Source organism: Galliscardovia ingluviei (assembly GCF_014635685.1).
In the GTDB taxonomy this organism is placed as follows: domain Bacteria; phylum Actinomycetota; class Actinomycetes; order Actinomycetales; family Bifidobacteriaceae; genus Galliscardovia; species Galliscardovia ingluviei.
Window position 1 is genome coordinate 329,293 of sequence record NZ_BMDH01000002.1, and the last position, 19,157, is coordinate 348,449.

A 19,157-nucleotide genomic window follows, 5' to 3' on the forward strand; every position below is an offset into this window, starting at 1 on the left:
TATTTGCAATATTTAAGCGCTATACCGTAACCGCGTTGTGTGGGCGCCGTATAGGTAGGTTATTGCAAATCAATTGACTCAATTGCAGCATGCTCCATTGCCAACCCCTTGCGGAACTTAGCAAAGAATGTTTCAAAACCAACTACGTCTGCAGGATCTGGCTCCTCAGTAACCGATACAGCATCATGGAATACGCGCTCATCAAGATAATCTGCAAGTGGCTGATCAGCATGCCACAGGTAACCACCAAGCACTGCCATACCCCAAGCGCCACCTTCTGCAGCAGTTGCCATTACTTTGATTGGGGTATCAAATGCTGCCGCGAGAATCTTTTGCGCAACCTTTGGCGTGGTAAAAATGCCACCATGACCAACCAAGGAATCCACAGGTACATGCTCATCCTTAGTCATCACGTCCATGCCGATTTTGACCGGCGAGAATGCGCCAAAAAGCTGGGCGCGCATAAAGTTACCAAGGCTCATGCGAGCTTCTGGAGCGCGGGCAAATAGTGGACGTCCCTCTTCAAGACCAGCGAGAAACTCACCAGTGCGGAATGGGTAGTTGAGCAAACCGCCGCAATCAGCATCCGTATCATCTGCAATTGCTGAGCGGAACAGGGTGCCATACAGTGTTGCAGGATCAACACTATTGCCAGTCGCTGCCGCAAACTGTCCGAAGAGATTTACCCAAGCATTCAAATCAGACGTGAAGTTATTCGCATGGCTCATACCTGCCAAGTACCCGTCTGGTGTAGCAACAATATCTACCTCGGGGTGCAGGGCTTGCAAACGATGCTCAAGAACAACCGTTGCAAAAATAGAAGTACCAGCTGAAACATTACCAGTACGCACGCGTACAGAATTTGTAGCAATCATGCCAGTGCCAGCGTCGCCTTCTGGAGGGGCTAGCGTGATGCCATCTTGCAAAGTACCGCTCGGGTCAAGCAATGCCGCGCCTTCTTGAGTTAGTGTACCTGCAGGAACACCGGCAACTAATGGTTCTGGCAGCAGGTCTTCCACGCGCCAAGGCTGCTGTTCGATCTCAGGAAGTTCGTTAAATTGGCGAATAAATGCACGATCGTACTCGTGGCTTTTCGGATCAATTGGAAACATACCGGATGCGTCGCCGATACCGAGCACCTTGCGTCCGGTGAGCTTCCAATGCACGTAACCGGAGAGTGTAGTAATGTAGTCGATTTTTCCTACATGCTCCTCGTTGTTCAGCACCGCCTGATAGAGGTGAGCAATACTCCAACGCTCTGGAATATTAAACTGAAAGAGCTCAGAAAGGCGCTCATGTGCCTGATGAGTGCTGGTGTTTTGCCATGTGCGGAATGGTACCAGCAAGTTGCCCGCTTCATCAAAAGCGAGATAGCCATGCATCATTGCGGAGAAGCCAATATGTCCGATTCTGGTGAGTTTTTCACCATATGCCTGCTCAACATCGTGTGCCATCTCAGCATAGGCTGTTTGCAAACCTTTCCAGATTTCTTCATCGGTGTAGCTCCACAAGCCATCCTCTAAGTGGCTTGCCCAGCTGTAATCTCCGGAAGCAATGGTGCGGTAGGTGTCATCGATAAGCACGGCTTTGATTCTGGTGGAACCGAACTCGATACCGAGTGATGTTTTTCCTGCGCGAATTTTCTCAGCAATGTCGCTTACTGTTGCAATGTCAGTGGTCGCTTGTGCAGCGTCTGCAGCTTTGCTCATGTGCACTCCCTAGTTCTCGTTGCTTGCATGGTTACCCGCCAAACCGGCACTACGTTGTGCAGACCGGTAATGTTTGCAAACACTTGTGTGTGAACGCTCACATTCTGTGTGTTAGTGTACTCCATGCGAAGTATATTTTGCAAACTGTTTCCGTTGTGTCGCATGGCTCACTTGCGCCGTGTAGTCACATCCGGTGGCATATATTCACATCGAACGTCGTGAAATCATAACCAGTGCCATGCAGCCACGGTCTGCGCCATGCAATCACAACCAACGCCATACGATTACATCCAATCTCATGCAATCACAACCAACGCTGAGTTGTGAAGTGATTTACCCATCACTTATTCACCCTTAAATCACAAATCCGCATAACTCCAACAAACGCAATCAGAGCACGCACGACTCTCTTCTCTCAATCACTTCACAACTAGACCTACACAGGACATACCAATCAGATTCAATATTCCTCACAACAGAACTATCACTATCGAGTTGTGAAGTGATTGATATGCATACTCCCTCAGATCTAAACCACAAACCTAAGGTTTCCAAGCATCACCATATTCCACTACACCCTTCACCACCATCAATCACTTCACAACTCATGAGATGTATGACATTAACTCCAAAGAACGCACCTCACCCATCCATGTAGTCGATGCGAAGGACTGTTGATTAGCAGTTTTCTGGTTTGTGCCGCTATTATGAGGATTCTGCCAGCTCAACAGTTTCAGCATGTGTTACTGAAACTAGTTACTCGTCTCAAATAGCAGTTTCAGACACCGAAAATGTATTAACAGAACTAGCTACCGGTCCGAACAAACAATTGAACCGCCCGTGGCACATTACTAAGACCTGCTACTGGTCTAAAGCATGCAACACGCAACACGTCACAAGTCTCCACCAGCCGCACCAAAGCCAGATTAACGATTTTGCGACTAGGCACACTCTTAGCCAGCATCAAATCCCCAAAAGACCAATAAGCAGTGATTAGCAGTTTAGTAGCTAGGCACATGAACAGTCCATACATCGTTGACCTACAAAAGCTTAAGCCCGCATATCCCGTGACCAAGCACACTCTTAGCCAGCAAACTACGCCAATACAAGTGCGCAACACAAACGCTCAGCACACAAACTATGCCAGCTCATAAACCTTAGGGCATAAATCTCTAAAATCTCTGACCAATAACCCCATGGTCAGCAAACCCTTAGCCTACAAACGATGCAGGGGCGGTAGTGGATTGACGAATCACGAGCGGCGCGTCAAAGAGGCGAATACTTCTACCGCTAGTATTTGCATTGTCAGTATTTGCATCAAGAGCACTCATCTCACCAGCGTCTACATCGCCAGCGTTTGCATCATCAGCATTCGTATTACTGGAACTCGCTCCACCCTCGCCTAACATGTGCAACAGTGTTGCCATTGCCTCGACACCAAGCTTCGAGAAATTCGGTCGAATCGTGGTCAGCGGCGGAATCGCATTATCCGCAACCGGCATATCATCAAAGCCCACAACGCTCACGTCTTCCGGCACACGAATCCCATGTTCATACAGCGCTCTACGTATACCGAAAGCCTGCAAATCATTCGCTGCAACAATAGCCGTAGCCCAAAGAGGAGGTTCCTTCGCCTCCACTGATTCCACACCCACTACCGATTGTTCCGACTGCCACTCTGCTCGGCGCTCCATCGATCGTGAATCTTGCATAAAAGGCTTATCCGTTTCACCATGATCTGCCGCACCGACACTATGACTTGCTACATCGGCACCATGATCAGCACTACCTGCGTTGCCAGCACTACTTGCATTGCCAAAGGTTCCTGCGTTACCAGCAATACCCGCATAATCCGCATAACCAGCTCCAACCGCATGATGAGTACAGCTTGTTTGCCACATTTGAATATACAAATTCATGGCCTCATAAGCACTCTGGGCAGACCAGTCATCTACTTCAATAATTTGCGTCTGCAATGGCGCATCCGTAGATAATGATGCGCGAATAGCGTCAAGCCAGGCACTTTTACGTGTTGCCGCATCACGCCACTCTTGCGGACCAGCCATGTAGAGCAAACGTCGATGTCCTAACTGGCTTAAATGCGCAACTATTTGTTCCATAGCATTCTGCTGATCAATACCCAGGATCGCGATTTGCGAAGTAGGAGTGTCAGCTGACAGTTCCTCAAGCCATGGCTTAATATCCACATTTCCCTTTGCACTGGTAAGAATAACGCGCGGCACATCTACTTTTACTTGCAACGCAGCCAGCAGCATAGCATCCGTTGGCGCAACAAACACGAAAGCATCTGCCCCATGATCAATTGACGAGTGCGCCACTTGCGTAAAGTCCCGTTCAGTATATTCAGCTTCATTCATAATGGAGATCGAGACGTGCAGACCGTGCTTGCGAGCAGTTGATTCTACTGATGCAATCGTTGACAATGGTCCGTAATAACTAATTCCGCCTGCGATAAGAGCGATAGTACGGCTTTTGCGCGTCGCAAGGGCACGCGCTGCCCCACTCGGTCGGTACCCAAGTTCATCAATAACCTGCAATACTCGCGCTCGCGTTTGCTCGGAAACATTGGGAGATTGGTTAATTACTCTTGAGACAGTTTGATGTGAGACCCCTGCTGCCTGCGCCACTTGAAAAATTGATACTCGCTTTGTTGGCATGTTGTCCCCTCTTCAATCAACTGCTTGCACTCAGTGCTATTTGCAACAGCATCTAGTTATCTCAGCTTGTGCAAGGTACTACTGCACTCTCATAGGTGCTGTGCTCTCGCAAAGCAATGCGTCTCAGTTCAGCTAGGTACTACTTTTCAGCTTAACAGTGCATTTAGCTGGGCTCAGCATCTCAACTAAGCCATACACACTCACCACGCACTGTATTCTCGCTACGCACCGCACTTGCTCAAGATGTTCTGCCGCGAACCAGGTACTGTATGCTTACAAAGTACTGCACCTTTGCTTGACGCTGCATCACATTGCTGTTACGCAAACACTACTTATAATACACATGGTAGCGCTCACATAGACTATATAACGCATTTCTTCATAGTAGTTGGCATTTTCTATCTTCACACGCTCACACGCCACAGCCTCTTCGCCACTCACTCGCGGCGATCTCCTCCCTATACTTCTGTCCAAATATTGCCAACATGTTGTCTGGCTGACTTGGTTTCGCGCTAGAGTACGTAACAGCGTTCAGTAGTCGCGCGCATTGCGCATGTCATACGTGTCGCATGTATTGCGTGTGCCGCAAGTATCGCGAGAATTGCAGGTATTGCACATATTGCAAACCATGCTCCTACTGAAATGCTATAACCAAAAATGCTTTAACCAAAACTAAAGCCGCAACCAAAGTTACAGCAAGAATGAAAAGCTGGAGAGAAAGGAAGGCGTCTCAATGCCAGGACTTATCAGCGCAATGCAAGGCTTTGTGGTCATTGGTATTGTGATTGCCACCGGATACGTCACAGCGCGTTTGCAAATCGGCGGTAAAGACGCACAGATGGTGCTCAACCGCGTGAGTTTTTTCATTTCTAGCCCCTGCCTGATGTTTGCAATCCTTTCCAAAGAGCCTATTTTTGAGATTTTTCATTCGTCAATTATTGTGGCATTTGGTTCAGCTATGCTGGCAGGTCTGGTGTTCTTGCTGTGCAATCGTTTGTGGTTCCATTTGCCGGCAGCAGATGCAACTATTGGAGCGCTCAATTCTCTATATTTGAATTCTAATAATATTGGCTTGCCGGTTGCCACATACATTTTGGGCAATCCTGCTTTGGTTGCGCCTATTCTGGTGATGCAGCAAGCTGTGTTTACGCCAATTGGCTTGACTATTTTGGACATCACCACTACTGGTAAAGTCACAGCAAAGCGTATTCTTGCGCAACCTTTGCATCAGCCGCTACTTATTGGCTCACTCGGCGGTATTGCAGTTTCTGCGTTAAGTGCGCATTTGGGTTGGTATGTGATTCCAAATTATATTTTTGACCCGATCAATATGATTGGCGAGTCTGCGGTTCCTATGATTTTGATGGCTTTTGGCATGTCGCTGCATAATTCTAAGCCGCTGAAAAAGACACAGCATCGCGGTGCAATCGTTACCGTTGCTGTGATTAAGAATATTATTATGCCACTGTTAGCGTTTACATTAGCATACTGGGGATTGGGCTTCCGCGGCGCAACACTGTATGCTTGTGTGGTACTTGCAGCGCTTCCAACTGGACAAAATGTGTATAATTATGCGGCTCGCTACAATGTTGGTATGAGTTTTGCCCGCGATGGCATTTTGCTCAGTACCATGACTTCGCCGATTTTCATTGCGATTATTGCTGCACTATTGAGTTAACGAACTATTACTACATTACTGCGCTAACTGCTTACACTAGCACTGCTCATGCTACCTGCGAAACACTACTTAACACTACTGGATAGCATGGCTGAGCTGCTGCAAACGTTGCTCAAACGATGGCCAGTCAGTTTTCATTGCCTTCAGCAGTGGCAGCTGCCCAACTTTATCAATTGGTACCCAAGCAATTTCAAGGCTTTCATCGTCATTAGCACGCGCTTGAACCGTATGCCCCGGCTTTTCAAAAGCAAATACGGTAGTGTATCCCCACGGACCGTGATCCTCCAGATAAGTGCCTACCACCATAATATCTTCTGGGTGAATATTGGCTTCTTCTTGGCTTTCGCGTAACGCACCCTCTAAGGTGTTCTCACCGTCAGCTGTTGCACCACCTGGAATACCCCATGTGCCACCCTCTGCACTCCACAAAGCTCGGTGTTGCATTAGCACATCAGTTACATTGCCAGTTTCTGGATCGCGGCGAGCCAGTAGCACTCCGGAAGCGCCGTTTAATCCCCAATGTTGTTTGCCGCATGTACAGTCAATAAACCCATCTCCTGGCTGATTAACATTATCTTGCGGCGCCTTAGGATCGGCGGGACTTGTTTTTTTCGCTCCCTGCTGCTCAGCCCTATCAATATTCCACAAGTCAGTCCATGTAATATCAAGCTCTTCTACCAACTGACGAGTAAGTGGCAAGCTCAGACCAATAATGCCACTTGGGTCTCCTACAATCTGATCAATGAATGCGCCACCAAAACCATCTAAAGTAAAAGATCCAGCGACTTCCAGCGGTTCTCCGGTGGCAATATAGCGCTCGATATCTTCTTCGGTGTAATTGCAGAAGGTGACTTGTGCGGCGCTGGCACGACTTACCATGCGACCTGTTGCCGCATCGATAACGCAATGCCCTGTCCACAAGGTGCCAGTGCGTCCGCTCATCAACCGCAAACGTTCGCGGGCGTGCTCTACGGTGTGGGGTTTGCCATAAGCTACGCCATCAAGTTCAAACATGGAGTCGCAGCCGATAATAATCGGTCCTACTTGAGCATCGGTCATGCCTTGCTGCTGTTCAAATACTTCTTGCAGTGGCACTACGCGGTGTACTGTGCCAAAACCATCTTCTAATGGTCGGCTAATGACTTCTTCACCGGTCGCAGTGGCTGCAGTTACTGTAATTGCCATATAGTCGCGATACACGGCCGCGGCTTTGGCACGGGCAAGAATTGGCACGCGCTCCTGACAGGTCAGTTCATCAACAGGTATTCCTCGTTGTTGCGCTGCGTGGGCAACAACGGCATCTTCATCCACATGTGATACACGGATAGTAGGGCGTATACCAGCATGAAATAGCACATCACGGCGCGCCTTTGATTGTGATGCTAGAATCACTGGAACTGACAACTCATGCCTCCTTGGTACACTGCCACATTACGCCGTGCTCATCAATTGCTGGGTGAATAACACGCCACTCGCTATTGTGCAGCCAAGGCTCGATAATTGCTCGGATGCGCCGATCCGCTTCATCTACTTGAGCGTCTACCGAGCTATTCGTATCAACAGCGATAACTGCATTATCAGCGATTTCAGCGCCATCAGTGATCTCGGCATTATCAGTGCTATTAAACAACACGAGCACACATGGACCTGCACCGGAAATCGTTGATGCGAAACCAGCTTGACGCAGCGCTTGCATCACATCCCATGAAGGCTGCATAAGCGAACTGCGATACCGCTGATGTAGGGTATCTTCGGTAGCTGCCAACAGTAAATCTTGCCCAGGAAGCGCTGTTTGCGCTGCATTCGTTTGCACTGCAGTTGTTTGTGATCTATGAGCTTGCACTGCATTCGTTTGCACTATTCCAGCTTGACCATCATCAACGCTAGCTGTTTCAGCTTGACCGCCCTCAATATTGGTTGTTTCAGACTGTTGTTGCGCAGCTGGAGAATCACATGCGCCCGTTGGCTTTGCCCCAGTTGTTGAGATACCAGCACCAATAGTACTGGTATAAGCAATCCCATCAACTAGCGCCGCCGGCAACAGTGTTGCACGTGAAACATTCAGCAGCGCATCAGCCCGTGGCACATCATGTGGCAACGCCTCCCGAGCAGCCTTCGTCGAAAGCTGATAATCCGGAATTATTACCCATGCATGAATAGCGGCACGCACTGGATAGCGTACCGTATGATAGTGCTGCTCAGAAGCATCTCCCGTAACCCATGATGCTGTGAGTGCGCCATATACTGCTGGTGCCACATTATCAGGATGTCCCTCAATTCGTGCTGCAAGTTCAAAAATGAAATCTTTTGCTTGTTCTCCTGTTAACCCTGCAAATGCCGCCGCAGCAGTCACGCCAGTAACAATTGCTTCTGCAGAAGAGCCAAGACCGCGAGACTGAGGAATCGTATTATGTGCTTCAAGCCGCACAGCACGCTTTGGTAAGCCTAATGCATCACACGCCTGATAGAACGCACGAATCACTAAATGCGAGGCATCAGTAGGTAGGCTCTGTGCCCCCTCACCCTCAATAATTACCTGCACATCGGCAGGGTTTTGAGAGTTAAGCAGAGTAAATGTTGCATGATCGCGGTAATCAAGCGCCAAACCTAGGGTGTCAAAACCGGGACCCAAGTTCGCACTTGTCGCAGGCACGGAAACGCTCACCGTCTGGCACGTATATGTTGCATCATGCAAAGTGTTCATATCAGACTTCCTACTTCCACCATACTGTCAAAATCGCCAATCTCAGTACCTGCTCGTGCGTGCTCAGTACTTACTCATGCCCGTTTACCATGCGCTCGCGCCAGTCAGCACATACCTGGACTAGCCCAACGCATACTTGCACTAGTTTTCACATACCTGAACTAGTCCAGCACATACCTACTTCACATACCTACTTAATCCATTACACGCAAAATTGTGGCATCTCCAGTAACAGCATCAAACTGCTTAACTTCCTCTACCACCTTACGCAAGGTAATTTCATCACATAAATGCGTAACCAAACGCAGTTGCTGTAATTCACCGCTATAGCCTGGCTCATGCAAAGTAGGCTTCAAATCTTGGTTTACACCATTGATAGAAATACCATGCTGGGCAAAAACACTAGCAATAGCAGCAAGAATACCTGGCTTATCGTGAATGACAAAGCGCACAGCAAACGCACTACGAGATGCCTCTACCGGCGCCATTGGAAGCTGCGCATACATTGGAATGTCAGGACCAATAGACCCTTGTGCAATATGGCGAGCCTCAGTCACCACATCGCCAACTACTGCAGAAGCTGTAGGATCGCCGCCTGCACCCCTGCCATAGAACATAAGGTCGTCAGCAGCCTGCGCCTTAACAAATACTGCGTTAAAGCTCCCGCGCACTGATGCCAGAGGATGTGTATCAGGAATCAACGCCGGATACACGCGGGCAGAAACACCTGCTTCACTGCGATCGCACACTGCTAATAACTTAATAACTTTGTGCTCAGCGGTGGCTGCAGCAATATCGTCTGCGGTAATAGACGTAATACCTTCTACCGATACGTCGTCAATACTGATATTGGTATGGAATGCTAACGTTGCCATAATAGCTGCCTTATTTGCTGCATCATAGCCTTCCACATCGCCACTTGGATCAGCTTCTGCGTAACCCTTAGCCTGCGCGTCGCGCAATGCTGTGTCAAAATCCAAACCCTTAGTGGTCATTTCGTCAAGAATATAGTTGGTAGTGCCATTGACAATACCCATAATATTGTCAATGCGGTCACCTGCAAGAGACTCGCGCAGTGGTCGAATAATTGGAATTGCACCGCCAACAGCAGCCTCAAAGTAAATATCAACACCATGCTGTTTTGCTGCTGCAAAAATTTCAGGACCATGCTTAGCAATCAGTGCTTTATTTGCTGTAACAACGCTTGCTCCCGACTCAATAGCAGTAAGCACAAAAGTGCGGGCTGGCTCCAGACCACCAATCAGCTCAATAACAATATCTGCTCGTTTACATAAGGCAGCAGTATCAGTAGTAATAATGGAAGGATCAATCCAAGGATACTTTTTTGCAGAGTCTGGGTTGAGTGTCGCCACTCCCACAAGCTGTAGCGGACGGCCAATGCGCGCTTCCAGCTCTTCTTGCTGCTCTACGATAAGCCTTGCAGTTGCTGAACCAACAGTGCCAGCTCCGAGTAAAGCTACGCGAATTGGCGTATTTGTTGGAGTGTTCGTGTTTGTCATACTTCCTCCTACAGCCGCGATTGGCAGTCAATGGTGTTGCATCTAATACTACATAATTCCGCTAGAAATTGGCGTACTATTTCAAGTACAAGTTCAACTACTTTCCATTATGTTCAAGTACAAGTTCAACTGCATTCAGTTGCAAGTTCAATTGCTATGTCAACTACAACTTCGATTACAGCTTCAATTACAGACTAGTCTTGATCCAATTCAAGCAAATCGTCCACACTTTGACGGCGTAGCATAACTGACGAGCCAGAAGCATTCACGGCGACCACTGCTGGAATAGTTGCCTGATTGTAGTTGCTGGCCATTGTGCGCCCGTATGCACCAGTTACTGGAATTGCCACAATATCACCGCGGTGAATATCTTCTGGTAGCCATGTGTGATACACCAAAATATCCCCTGATTCGCAATGCATACCAACAATGCGTGCACGCACTGCCCCCTGAGGAGTCGCTTGCGTATCCTTCGGCTCCGGCAAGTCCGCGGTATTGAGTGCATCTGCTGACCTATTAGCAATGCGAGCGGTGTATTGTGCGTCATAGAGCGCAGGACGTATATTGTCGCTCATACCGCCGTCTACAGCAACATAGGTTCTCGTGATATGTGCAGGTTGCGCTACTTGTGTAGTTTCTTCAACAGGATGCTCAGCACGCTGTTCGGCTTGCAATTGCACAGCTTTTACAGTGCCAACAGTGTATAAATTCACACCTGCAGGAGCGACGATCCAGCGGCCTGGCTCGAATGAGATTACTGGCATTGGCATGCCCAGCATACGATTAGTGTTCATTACGGCCGATGCGAGCGCTCCTAGCTCTTGCTCAATATTCATCGAATCTTGTGTATCGGTGTATGCCACAGAGTAGCCGCCACCTAAATCAACCTCTGGCAGTGTAATGCCGTCAGTAGCGTAGAAGGTTTTGCGCAGCAGCATTATACGCTGAGCTGCATGGATAAACGCTGTAGCATCGTGAATCTGTGAGCCGATGTGGGAGTGAATACCTACTAATTCAAGGTGTTCACTATGTTGCTTGATGGTTTGAAGGACAGCGAGCGCGGATCCTTGTGCTATGCATTCCATAGCTTGTACGAGTTGTGTTTGCTCTTCTTGTGCTTGTTCGCTGTACGCCCTATCCCCAGCACTTTCCACAGCTTGTTGATTGTTGGCAAGATCTAGGAAGTCGAGCAGATGTTCGTCTGCATCTACAGGTAGCAGCGGCACACCGAATTTTTGGTCCTCGTGAGCGGTAGAAATATACTCGTGTCCGCCTGCATGAATGCCTGAGGTAACGCGCAACATCACGCGAGCGCGTTTACCGAGCTGCGATGCGATGCGTGCAATACGTTCTGGTTCATCTGGTGAGTCCACAACGATTTTATCGAAGCCTTCGCTGATGGCGAGGCGTACCTCATCGTCCGTTTTGTTGTTGCCGTGCAGTACCAGTCGTCGTCCCGGCGCTCCTGCAGCGAGGGCAATGCGCATCTCTCCCATAGTGCAGGTGTCGATATGCATGCCTGCGTCAAGCATGATGCGCACAATGCGTTTGGTAAGTAGTGCTTTGCCCGCGTAGCTGACTTGGGTGGTTGTGGTGTTGAATGCCGTTTGTGCAGCGTTGACGAATCGTTGTGCTCGGTTTGCAATTTCGTCAGTATCTACTACATACAGCGGTGAGCCGTATTGTTCGAGTAGGCTTGCTGCACTTATGCCATGGAATGTTATAGCTCCTTGAGCATCAATGTGCGTAGCTTCAGGCCATATTGGGCTTACTGGTTGACCTTCTGCTTGTGCTGGCAAGGTTTCCTGCTGCGACATACGACTTCCTCCTCCGTATCGTCTGGTGCTGGTTACTGATTTCGCGAATCACAATGTATACAACTTGTAGCCTGTGCAACTCACAACTCGTGTGACCTGCACACTTATGCAACCCATCGCTTATATGTGCAACTCATAGCTTATGCAACTCACATGTGATCACGCGCGAATTGCATAAGCTATGTACACAGCTACTGAGTATTGGATACTTAGGCTTATACCTGTGTTTATGTCTGCGCGCTTTACATATGTTCTGGCGCGCTGACAGCAAGCAACTGCAAACCATTAGCAATAACTTGCTTAGTCGCGTCATTTAAGCGCAGACGCGCTGCTGCTCGTGCGGCACTTGGATTCTTTGCAATGCGCAATGCTTCACGTTCTTGCTCTGGCAGACGCTCTTCATCGTCAGTAAGTGCCATTGGAGCTACGCGCTCAGCCGCATACCACTTGTGGTAGCGTCCTGCAAGATCTTCAAGGTAGTGTGCTACACGATGTGGTTCACGGCCATCGCCTGCCGCAGAGAGCATGCTTGGATACTGTGCTAAAGCGGCAAGTAGGTCGTTGTCTGCTTGAGTATCGAGAAGCGCGAGGTCTGCACCTTCGTGTGTGACACCTGCTGCCGCAGCATTGCGGTCTACGTTGCATGCGCGAGCATGAGCGTACTGCACGTAATATACTGGGTTTTCGTTGGTGTGTGAGCGTAGCAGGTCGAGGTCAATATCCACGCTCTGGTTGTAGTCAGTGCGTGCCAGTGAGTATCGTGCAGCATCGACACCTACTGCTTCTACCAGATCGTCAATAGTGATGACGTTACCGGCACGCTTACTCATGCGCACTGGGCTACCGTCTTTCATTACATTGACGAGCTGTCCGATAAGAATCTGCATATTCTCACCTGGAGTGTCACCGAACGCAGCGCACATAGCCATCATTCTGCCGATGTAGCCGTGGTGGTCTGCGCCGAGCATGTAAATGGCAACATCTGCTGGATTGACCTTGCGATGGCGCTTATTGCGATAGTAGGCGATATCTGCAGCAAAATACGCGTAATTCCCATCGGACTTAATAATTACGCGGTCTTTATCATCACCATGCTTGGTGGATGTAAACCATGTTGCACCATCATGCTCTTCAATATCACCGCGCTCGCGCAGGTCTTCGATTGCACGCGTTACTTCGCCGTCTTCGTACAGGCTGTTTTCGTGGAACCACACGTCAAAGTTGACGCGGAAGTCACGCATGGATTGTTTGATTTCATCAAACATCATTGGCACTGCACGCTTGCGGAATTCTTCACGCTGCTCGGAATCGCCTTCACCGAATGGCTCACCGTGTTCATCAACGCCACCATCTACGCGAGGTAGAGTGAGAATATCAATGCCTTCTGCCTTGGCTTGTTCGATGACTCGGTTAGCAATTTCATCAATATAGGCGCCCTTATAGCCGTCTACTGGCACCGGCTCACCATGTGCTGCTGCAACAAGTGACTTGGCAAAGCGGTTGATTTGCTCGCCATGGTCGTTGAAGTAGTATTCTCTCACTACTGTCGCACCATTGGCTTCAAGTACGCGGGCCATGGAGTCACCAACTGCCGCCCAACGAGTACCACCGATATGAATTGGACCGGTTGGGTTAGCGGACACAAATTCAAGGTTGAGGGTTTTATCAGCAAGATGCTGATTACGCCCGAATGCTTCGCCCTCACTCAAAATAGTGTCCACAATGGATGCTGCTGATGCCGCATCGAGGGTGATGTTAATAAACCCTGGTCCTGCCACCTCTACTTTGGCAATGCCTGATGCCTGTTCTAGTTCATTGGCGAAACTTTGTGCTAATTCGCGGGGTTTTAGTCCTGCTTTTTTAGCACATTGCATAGCAATATTGGTTGCCCAATCGCCATGTGAGCGATCTTTTGGTCGCATCACGGTGATGGCATCAACTGATGGGAGTTGGTCGGTAGTTAGTTCTCCAGCTTCTCCGCGTTCTACAAGAGTGCTGGCTGTTTGTGCAATAAGTTCACTTAACGCTTCTGGACTCATGAACATAAGCATAGCGATAGCGCCGTATTGGAGCGTGATATCCGTCCAAACTAGTGATAACGCATACTCCGATGCGCCAAACGCCGCACAAAATCGACACCAAATTCAGCATTAGTTCAGTACAACTTCAGCATCAAGTTAACGCAATCTAGCTCAGCACCGCTCCAATAGTAATACCAATAAATACCACTAACACTACTAAAGCCACTAGCGCTACAGCATGGGCTAGTACTTTCAAGAATGCGATATGCGTATGCTTAGCCCCATATATGGCACTGACGAACACTGCGAGCGCAAGTACCATAATGAATGTAAGCAACACATAAAACACGTGCCTACTATACCGCAGCTATAGCATCAATTTCTACTAATGCACCCTTTGGAATGGCGTTACCACCAAAAGCCACACGTGCTGGCTTAACTGCACCAGTCAGCGCTGCAGAATATGCGGCGTCTACTTCAGCAAAATCGTTAACATCTGCGAGATAGATGGTAGCGCGCACAATACGATCCATACTAGAGCCTGCCGCAGTAAGCACTGCCGCTATATTTTTCATCGCTTGGGCTGCTTGCTCTCCTGCAGTAGCTCCTGCAAGTTCACCAGTGGCTGGATTAATGCCGAGCTGACCGGAAACGAATACAAAACCGTTTGCTTTCACTGCTTGCGAGTATGCGCCTAGTGCTGCTGGAGCTTGATCTGTAGCTACTTGCTCAAGCGGCTGCTGTGCACCGCATCCACACTTGTTTTTACCGCACTGGCATGCATTCTGCTCGCCTTGGCATTGCTTTTGTTCGCACTGGCAAGCGCCCTTTTCGCACTGGCAAGCGCTCTGCTCGCCTTGGCATTTATGTTCTGCACACTTGCATGGTTCTTCTGCACACATATTTACTCCTTCACCATATTGCCTACATAATGCATATGTATTGTCCGCATACTGCATATTGTGGTTATACTGCCGCATGTACGCAACAATCAATTGATACACAGTTTATGCGCAATCATTTGCGTTTCCCCGCATTTATCTCATTTTCATGTAAATACAAATTCCGCATGAAATGACCAATCTACGTACTACAAGTCCGCTCATCATATTCGCCCATACTTTACATAGCTTGAAAGCGTTGTTTTGGATGAACACATTTTTCATGCTTGCGACTGTTGCGATTGCACTTATAATTGCACCTGGAAAAAGGTTGACGGTCTGATTTGGAACAGATCAAAAATAGCTATGGCATCATGGATATCAGCACGTCCTGTTGTAATCAGTCTTTGTACTTTTTCAAGTGGGATTTTCGTTTTATTTGCGATATCCACATCCGTGAGTTTGGTACGCTGCATTTCGATAGCTAGACGGTCTACTACACGCTGTGGAGTATCAAATACATATGCCGCAAGAAGTCCGGTTGGCATGAAAGGACAAAAGCTCGGTTTGCAGCTTCTTACTGCGCGGTCAATGGAGTAAATATGCCCATACTCACCTTACTTCTGCCATATACTACAATTTGTGGCTAACAGTATAGCATGTCAGAGAAGCTCAACTATTACTGATTTTCAAAACCATATCAACAATAGACACGGCTATACAATCGTGGTAGATAGGGGGTTGGCGTTTTACCATTTTTTCAAATACAATGGGTAAGGTTAGGCAATTGCAGACTTTGGGGAAGTTGCAAGCGCCATGCTCGGCAAACACCATACGCACTACTTGTACACACAGTATTCCATATGGAAAACCAAGTAGCCGAAACAGACACTAATAAACAAACCAGTCAACAGACTGAGAAAACAGACTCGGAAAATAGCGACTGAGAAACACAGACTCAGGAACACAGTACCGAGCACAGGCCAAAAGCCTCGAAGCGGTTGGGGGGAAATATGCACAAACACACACCTTTTGTTGCACGTATTAGTGCAGCTGTAGCGATTATAGGTATGGCTTTGGCACCAAGCTTAGCTTTCGCAGAACCAAGCGATTCTCTAGATTCCCTGTCTACTACCCCAACTGCAACTGCGATCCCAACTACAACACCAGCCGCAACTACAGCAACATCTATAACTACATCTACTACCTCTACTACCTCTACTACCTCTACTACCTCAACTTCTTCCGCCAATCCTCCCACTATCTGCGATGGCTCCGTCACCCCAGGAGTTGGTTCAGATACTGCTGAGCATTGCACTGGCAATATCGATCCTAATGACCCTAATACTTTCCAATACATGCTGAATATGGCAGTAATTGGCGATTCATACACTGCTGGCAATGGCACCAATCTACCGGGTGGCGGCAAGGACAAGACCATCGACCAGCTCATTAAATGGTACTTGGGCATGGATTACAGCCAGTACGGCAATTACTATGGCGATTACCAAGAAAACGGCAAAACCGTGCGCCCATTCCGCTCACATCTCAACTACAGCGAGCATTATATGCGCTGGTTGCAAAGCCAAGGTGTGAAGGTTATTTATAATAATTACGCGCATTCTGGGGCTACTATTACCGGAGAAGCACAGCACGGCATTCTCAATCAGGTTGATAATCTTGACAAGCATACAGGTTTGGTGCTGCTTACTGCTGGCGGCAATGATGTGAAATTCTCTACCATTGCAAAGAGCTGCTTTGCTATGTTGATGCGTTCTCCAGAAAAATGCAAAGCGGCAGTAGATGAAGCATTTTCTCTCTTGCCTACAGTTAAGCAGAACACGCTGGCCCTGTTTAATAAATTAGAGCAGCAAATTGCGAGCGATAAGCAAGCACAAGCCGTATTACTTGCCTACCCACTGCTTTCTATGGATAAGCCAACATATGTTGCGCAAGATGGTATTGGCGGTTGGGGCCCTGGAGCCTATCCTGCTGCAACTGCCGTACGGGAGCTTGGTATGGAAGCAGTAGATGAGCAGAGGCGCGCAGTAAACGAGTGGAATAGTGGCAACCACTCGCTGAAAGTGACATATATTGACTCAATCCCAGAGGCTTTTGCAGGGCACGAACCAGACCCAAGTTGGACTTCCTATAATGATTTCCGCTGGATTAACGAATTCAAAGAAACTATGGGCGTGCAGAATCCAAATACTCGACCTGCATTCAAAATATATTCCAAAGGACTCCCTCTACTTGGCGATGATAATCAAGCGAATTTCTACCATCCGAATATTAATGGACATAAAGTTGAAGCCGATATTTTAGCTGAAAAACTTGGCATTCCTGCAGTTACGCGCAAAATTGATAAGAATGCGCCTCATATGGATGTGGCGATTGTACTGGACGCTACTGGCTCGATGAAAGATGATATTGAAGCAGTACGTGACAATATCAATAATATTATTGACAAAGTACGCGGCAAGAGTGAAACCGTGCGCGTGGCAGTAGTTACATATAAGGATTTCCCTCAGCATTATGGCGCTGAAACCGACTATCCTGCACAAGTAGAGCAAGCGTTTACTGAGGATATTAACACGGTAAAAGATAAGATTGGCAAAATTGTAGTCAGCGGAGGTGGCGATAATCCAGAGACAGTGTATAGCGGTCTGAACGCAGCGTTCACTCAGTTGAAGTGGTGCGATGGCGTGAAAAAAGTTGCGCTAGTATATGGCGATGCAGTGCCGAAAGAGCCTGAGCCGGAAACCAATTTCACATGGAAGGATATGGCTGATAAAGCGTACGCGCTTGACCCAGTAGAGATATATGCTATTGATTCTGGCGAAATTATGACTTCTGTAAATATGCAAACGCTTGTCAAACAGTCTGGCGGTATGGCAACTACTATTAGTAACGCCAGCCAAGCGGCAGATGCTATCACTGCGACACTTGATAAGGCAGCCAATAAGCCATTTGCATGGCTAAGCGGACCATACCAAGACAAAGTTGGTGCCACACTCACGTTTGATGCCAGCAATTCATATGCTGTGGATGGGTCTGGTCTTGTGAAGTATGAGTGGGATTTTGACGGCGATGGTAAGTTTGAAGAAACTACTGCAAAACCTCAGGCCAAGCATACGTTTATGAGTGAATACACCGGTCCTGTCGGTGTGCGCGTTACAGACGGCAACGGTTTGCAAGCTACTGGCTCAACCCTGGTGACTATTACCAAGGATGGCGACATTATTCCTGACGATCAGGATAACTGCCCAACCGTATCGAATACCGATCAGGCAGATAGTGACGGCGACGGCGTAGGAGATGCCTGTGATGCTACCCCTGGCAATGAAGTGCCCGAAGTGAATCCGTATGGCGCGTATGAGGTTGATGGCACGAAGCCTCCAAGTGGTCACCAAAAGGTGGAGCTTTCTAGCGATACTGTAATGGCTGGGAAGAGCGTGGACGTGAAAGCTGGTATTTTTGCTCGCGATGCGAAGGCAACGGTGAGTGTTGATGAGCAAGGTGCTGGTAATAAAGCTGCCAACAAAGCTGGTAACAAGGACTCCCATAAAGCACGTCAGCTGGCAACATTCAAAGTTTCTGCAGACAATTTGCTTGCCGAAGGTTCAGTTACTATTCCAGCAAATCTGCCACTTGGCAAGCACACACTTACTGTAACAGCTGGTGATTTACGGGCAAGCACTACCCTGACTGTTATAGAGAATCCTGAAATACCTACAGGTGGCACAGATAATGGGAATACAGGCAGCGAACCTACCAAGCCTGCTGATCCTGCAGACTCAGACGATGCTGAGAAACCTAATGATACAGGCAAGAATAATACCGAACAGCCAAACAATCAGCAGCATACTGCTAATACCAACTCAAACACTGCACAAGATAAACCACACGGCGCACAAAACTCAACCGGAACGCAAAACTTGACCAGTGCACAAGATAACTCACAGGATAAATACGGCATTCACGAACTCAGCGCCACAGGAGTGAATATTGCAGTAACGGTGTTAGCGGTATTGATCATCGCGGTTGTTGCCATTAGTCTGCTGGCTATTCAGAAAAACTCCAACCGCAAGCAGTAATGCAAAAGATAAATAACCGTAAGAGGTAAACGACCAAAAGAGGTTGGAATAG

The 19,157-nt window shown here is 48.2% G+C and carries 10 protein-coding genes and 2 pseudogenes; 2 read left to right on the forward strand and 10 right to left on the reverse strand.

Features of this window, described 5'->3' with window-relative positions; translation table 11 throughout:
- Positions 1-59: 59 nt before the first annotated feature.
- Together IEU85_RS05545 and IEU85_RS05550 are read right to left on the reverse strand one after the other, a co-directional pair.
- Positions 60-1,709, reverse strand: coding sequence for a xylulokinase (locus tag IEU85_RS05545; RefSeq protein ID WP_188355236.1), 1,650 nt, complete (start codon positions 1,707-1,709; stop codon positions 60-62).
- A 1,391-nt stretch (positions 1,710-3,100) separates the two neighbouring features.
- Positions 3,101-4,387, reverse strand: a pseudogene (locus IEU85_RS05550) (LacI family DNA-binding transcriptional regulator); the annotation flags it as partial.
- Positions 4,388-5,120: 733 nt separating this feature from the next.
- Here IEU85_RS05550 and IEU85_RS05555 point away from each other — a divergent pair.
- Positions 5,121-6,065 carry an AEC family transporter gene (locus IEU85_RS05555; protein WP_188355238.1) on the forward strand — a complete coding sequence of 315 codons (945 nt, stop codon included), beginning with the start codon at positions 5,121-5,123 and terminating at the stop codon, positions 6,063-6,065.
- A 75-nt stretch (positions 6,066-6,140) separates the two neighbouring features.
- Here the strand turns inward: IEU85_RS05555 and IEU85_RS05560 are convergent, their stop codons facing one another.
- From IEU85_RS05560 to IEU85_RS05600, 8 genes and pseudogenes are all read right to left on the reverse strand, one after another.
- The gene (locus IEU85_RS05560; protein WP_188355239.1) at positions 6,141-7,469 is read right to left on the reverse strand and encodes a Maf family nucleotide pyrophosphatase; all 1,329 of its coding nucleotides are present in this window, start codon (positions 7,467-7,469) and stop codon (positions 6,141-6,143) included.
- Position 7,470: 1 nt separating this feature from the next.
- Positions 7,471-8,769: a homoserine kinase gene (gene thrB, locus IEU85_RS05565; RefSeq protein WP_188355240.1), complete on the reverse strand. Its 1,299-nt coding sequence runs from the start codon at positions 8,767-8,769 to the stop codon at positions 7,471-7,473.
- Between the two features lie 194 nt (positions 8,770-8,963).
- Positions 8,964-10,289 carry a homoserine dehydrogenase gene (locus IEU85_RS05570; protein WP_188355241.1) on the reverse strand — a complete coding sequence of 442 codons (1,326 nt, stop codon included), beginning with the start codon at positions 10,287-10,289 and terminating at the stop codon, positions 8,964-8,966.
- A 194-nt stretch (positions 10,290-10,483) separates the two neighbouring features.
- Entirely contained in the window at positions 10,484-12,106 is a 1,623-nt protein-coding gene (locus IEU85_RS05575) for a diaminopimelate decarboxylase family protein (RefSeq protein ID WP_188355242.1), read from the reverse strand.
- Between the two features lie 242 nt (positions 12,107-12,348).
- Entirely contained in the window at positions 12,349-14,145 is a 1,797-nt protein-coding gene (gene argS / locus IEU85_RS05580; RefSeq protein WP_188355243.1) for an arginine--tRNA ligase, read from the reverse strand.
- 148 nt (positions 14,146-14,293) lie between these two features.
- Positions 14,294-14,476, reverse strand: a complete 183-nt coding sequence (locus tag IEU85_RS05585; RefSeq protein ID WP_188355244.1) for a hypothetical protein — start codon at positions 14,474-14,476, stop codon at positions 14,294-14,296.
- 7 nt (positions 14,477-14,483) lie between these two features.
- A pseudogene (locus IEU85_RS08690) lies at positions 14,484-14,867 on the reverse strand (Rid family detoxifying hydrolase); the annotation flags it as partial.
- Positions 14,868-15,316: 449 nt separating this feature from the next.
- Positions 15,317-15,556: a hypothetical protein gene (locus IEU85_RS05600; RefSeq protein WP_188355371.1), complete on the reverse strand. Its 240-nt coding sequence runs from the start codon at positions 15,554-15,556 to the stop codon at positions 15,317-15,319.
- A gap of 465 nt (positions 15,557-16,021) precedes the next feature.
- On the opposite strand from IEU85_RS05600, the gene IEU85_RS08885 reads away from it, so the two are divergent.
- Positions 16,022-19,105 carry a VWA domain-containing protein gene (locus IEU85_RS08885; protein ID WP_188355247.1) on the forward strand — a complete coding sequence of 1,028 codons (3,084 nt, stop codon included), beginning with the start codon at positions 16,022-16,024 and terminating at the stop codon, positions 19,103-19,105.
- Positions 19,106-19,157 lie beyond the last annotated feature (52 nt).

Bases quoted from the DNA above. Each gene is read 5' to 3' on its own strand.
- IEU85_RS05545 (WP_188355236.1), bottom strand. From the start codon at position 1,709: ATGAGCAAAGCTGCAGACGCTGCACAAGCGACCACTGACATTGCAACA.
- IEU85_RS05570 (WP_188355241.1), bottom strand. From the start codon at position 10,289: ATGACAAACACGAACACTCCAACAAATACGCCAATTCGCGTAGCTTTA.
- IEU85_RS05555 (WP_188355238.1), top strand. From the start codon at position 5,121: ATGCCAGGACTTATCAGCGCAATGCAAGGCTTTGTGGTCATTGGTATT.
- thrB (WP_188355240.1), bottom strand. From the start codon at position 8,769: ATGAACACTTTGCATGATGCAACATATACGTGCCAGACGGTGAGCGTT.
- IEU85_RS08885 (WP_188355247.1), top strand. From the start codon at position 16,022: ATGCACAAACACACACCTTTTGTTGCACGTATTAGTGCAGCTGTAGCG.
- IEU85_RS05600 (WP_188355371.1), bottom strand. From the start codon at position 15,556: ATGCCAACCGGACTTCTTGCGGCATATGTATTTGATACTCCACAGCGT.
- argS (WP_188355243.1), bottom strand. From the start codon at position 14,145: ATGAGTCCAGAAGCGTTAAGTGAACTTATTGCACAAACAGCCAGCACT.
- IEU85_RS05575 (WP_188355242.1), bottom strand. From the start codon at position 12,106: ATGTCGCAGCAGGAAACCTTGCCAGCACAAGCAGAAGGTCAACCAGTA.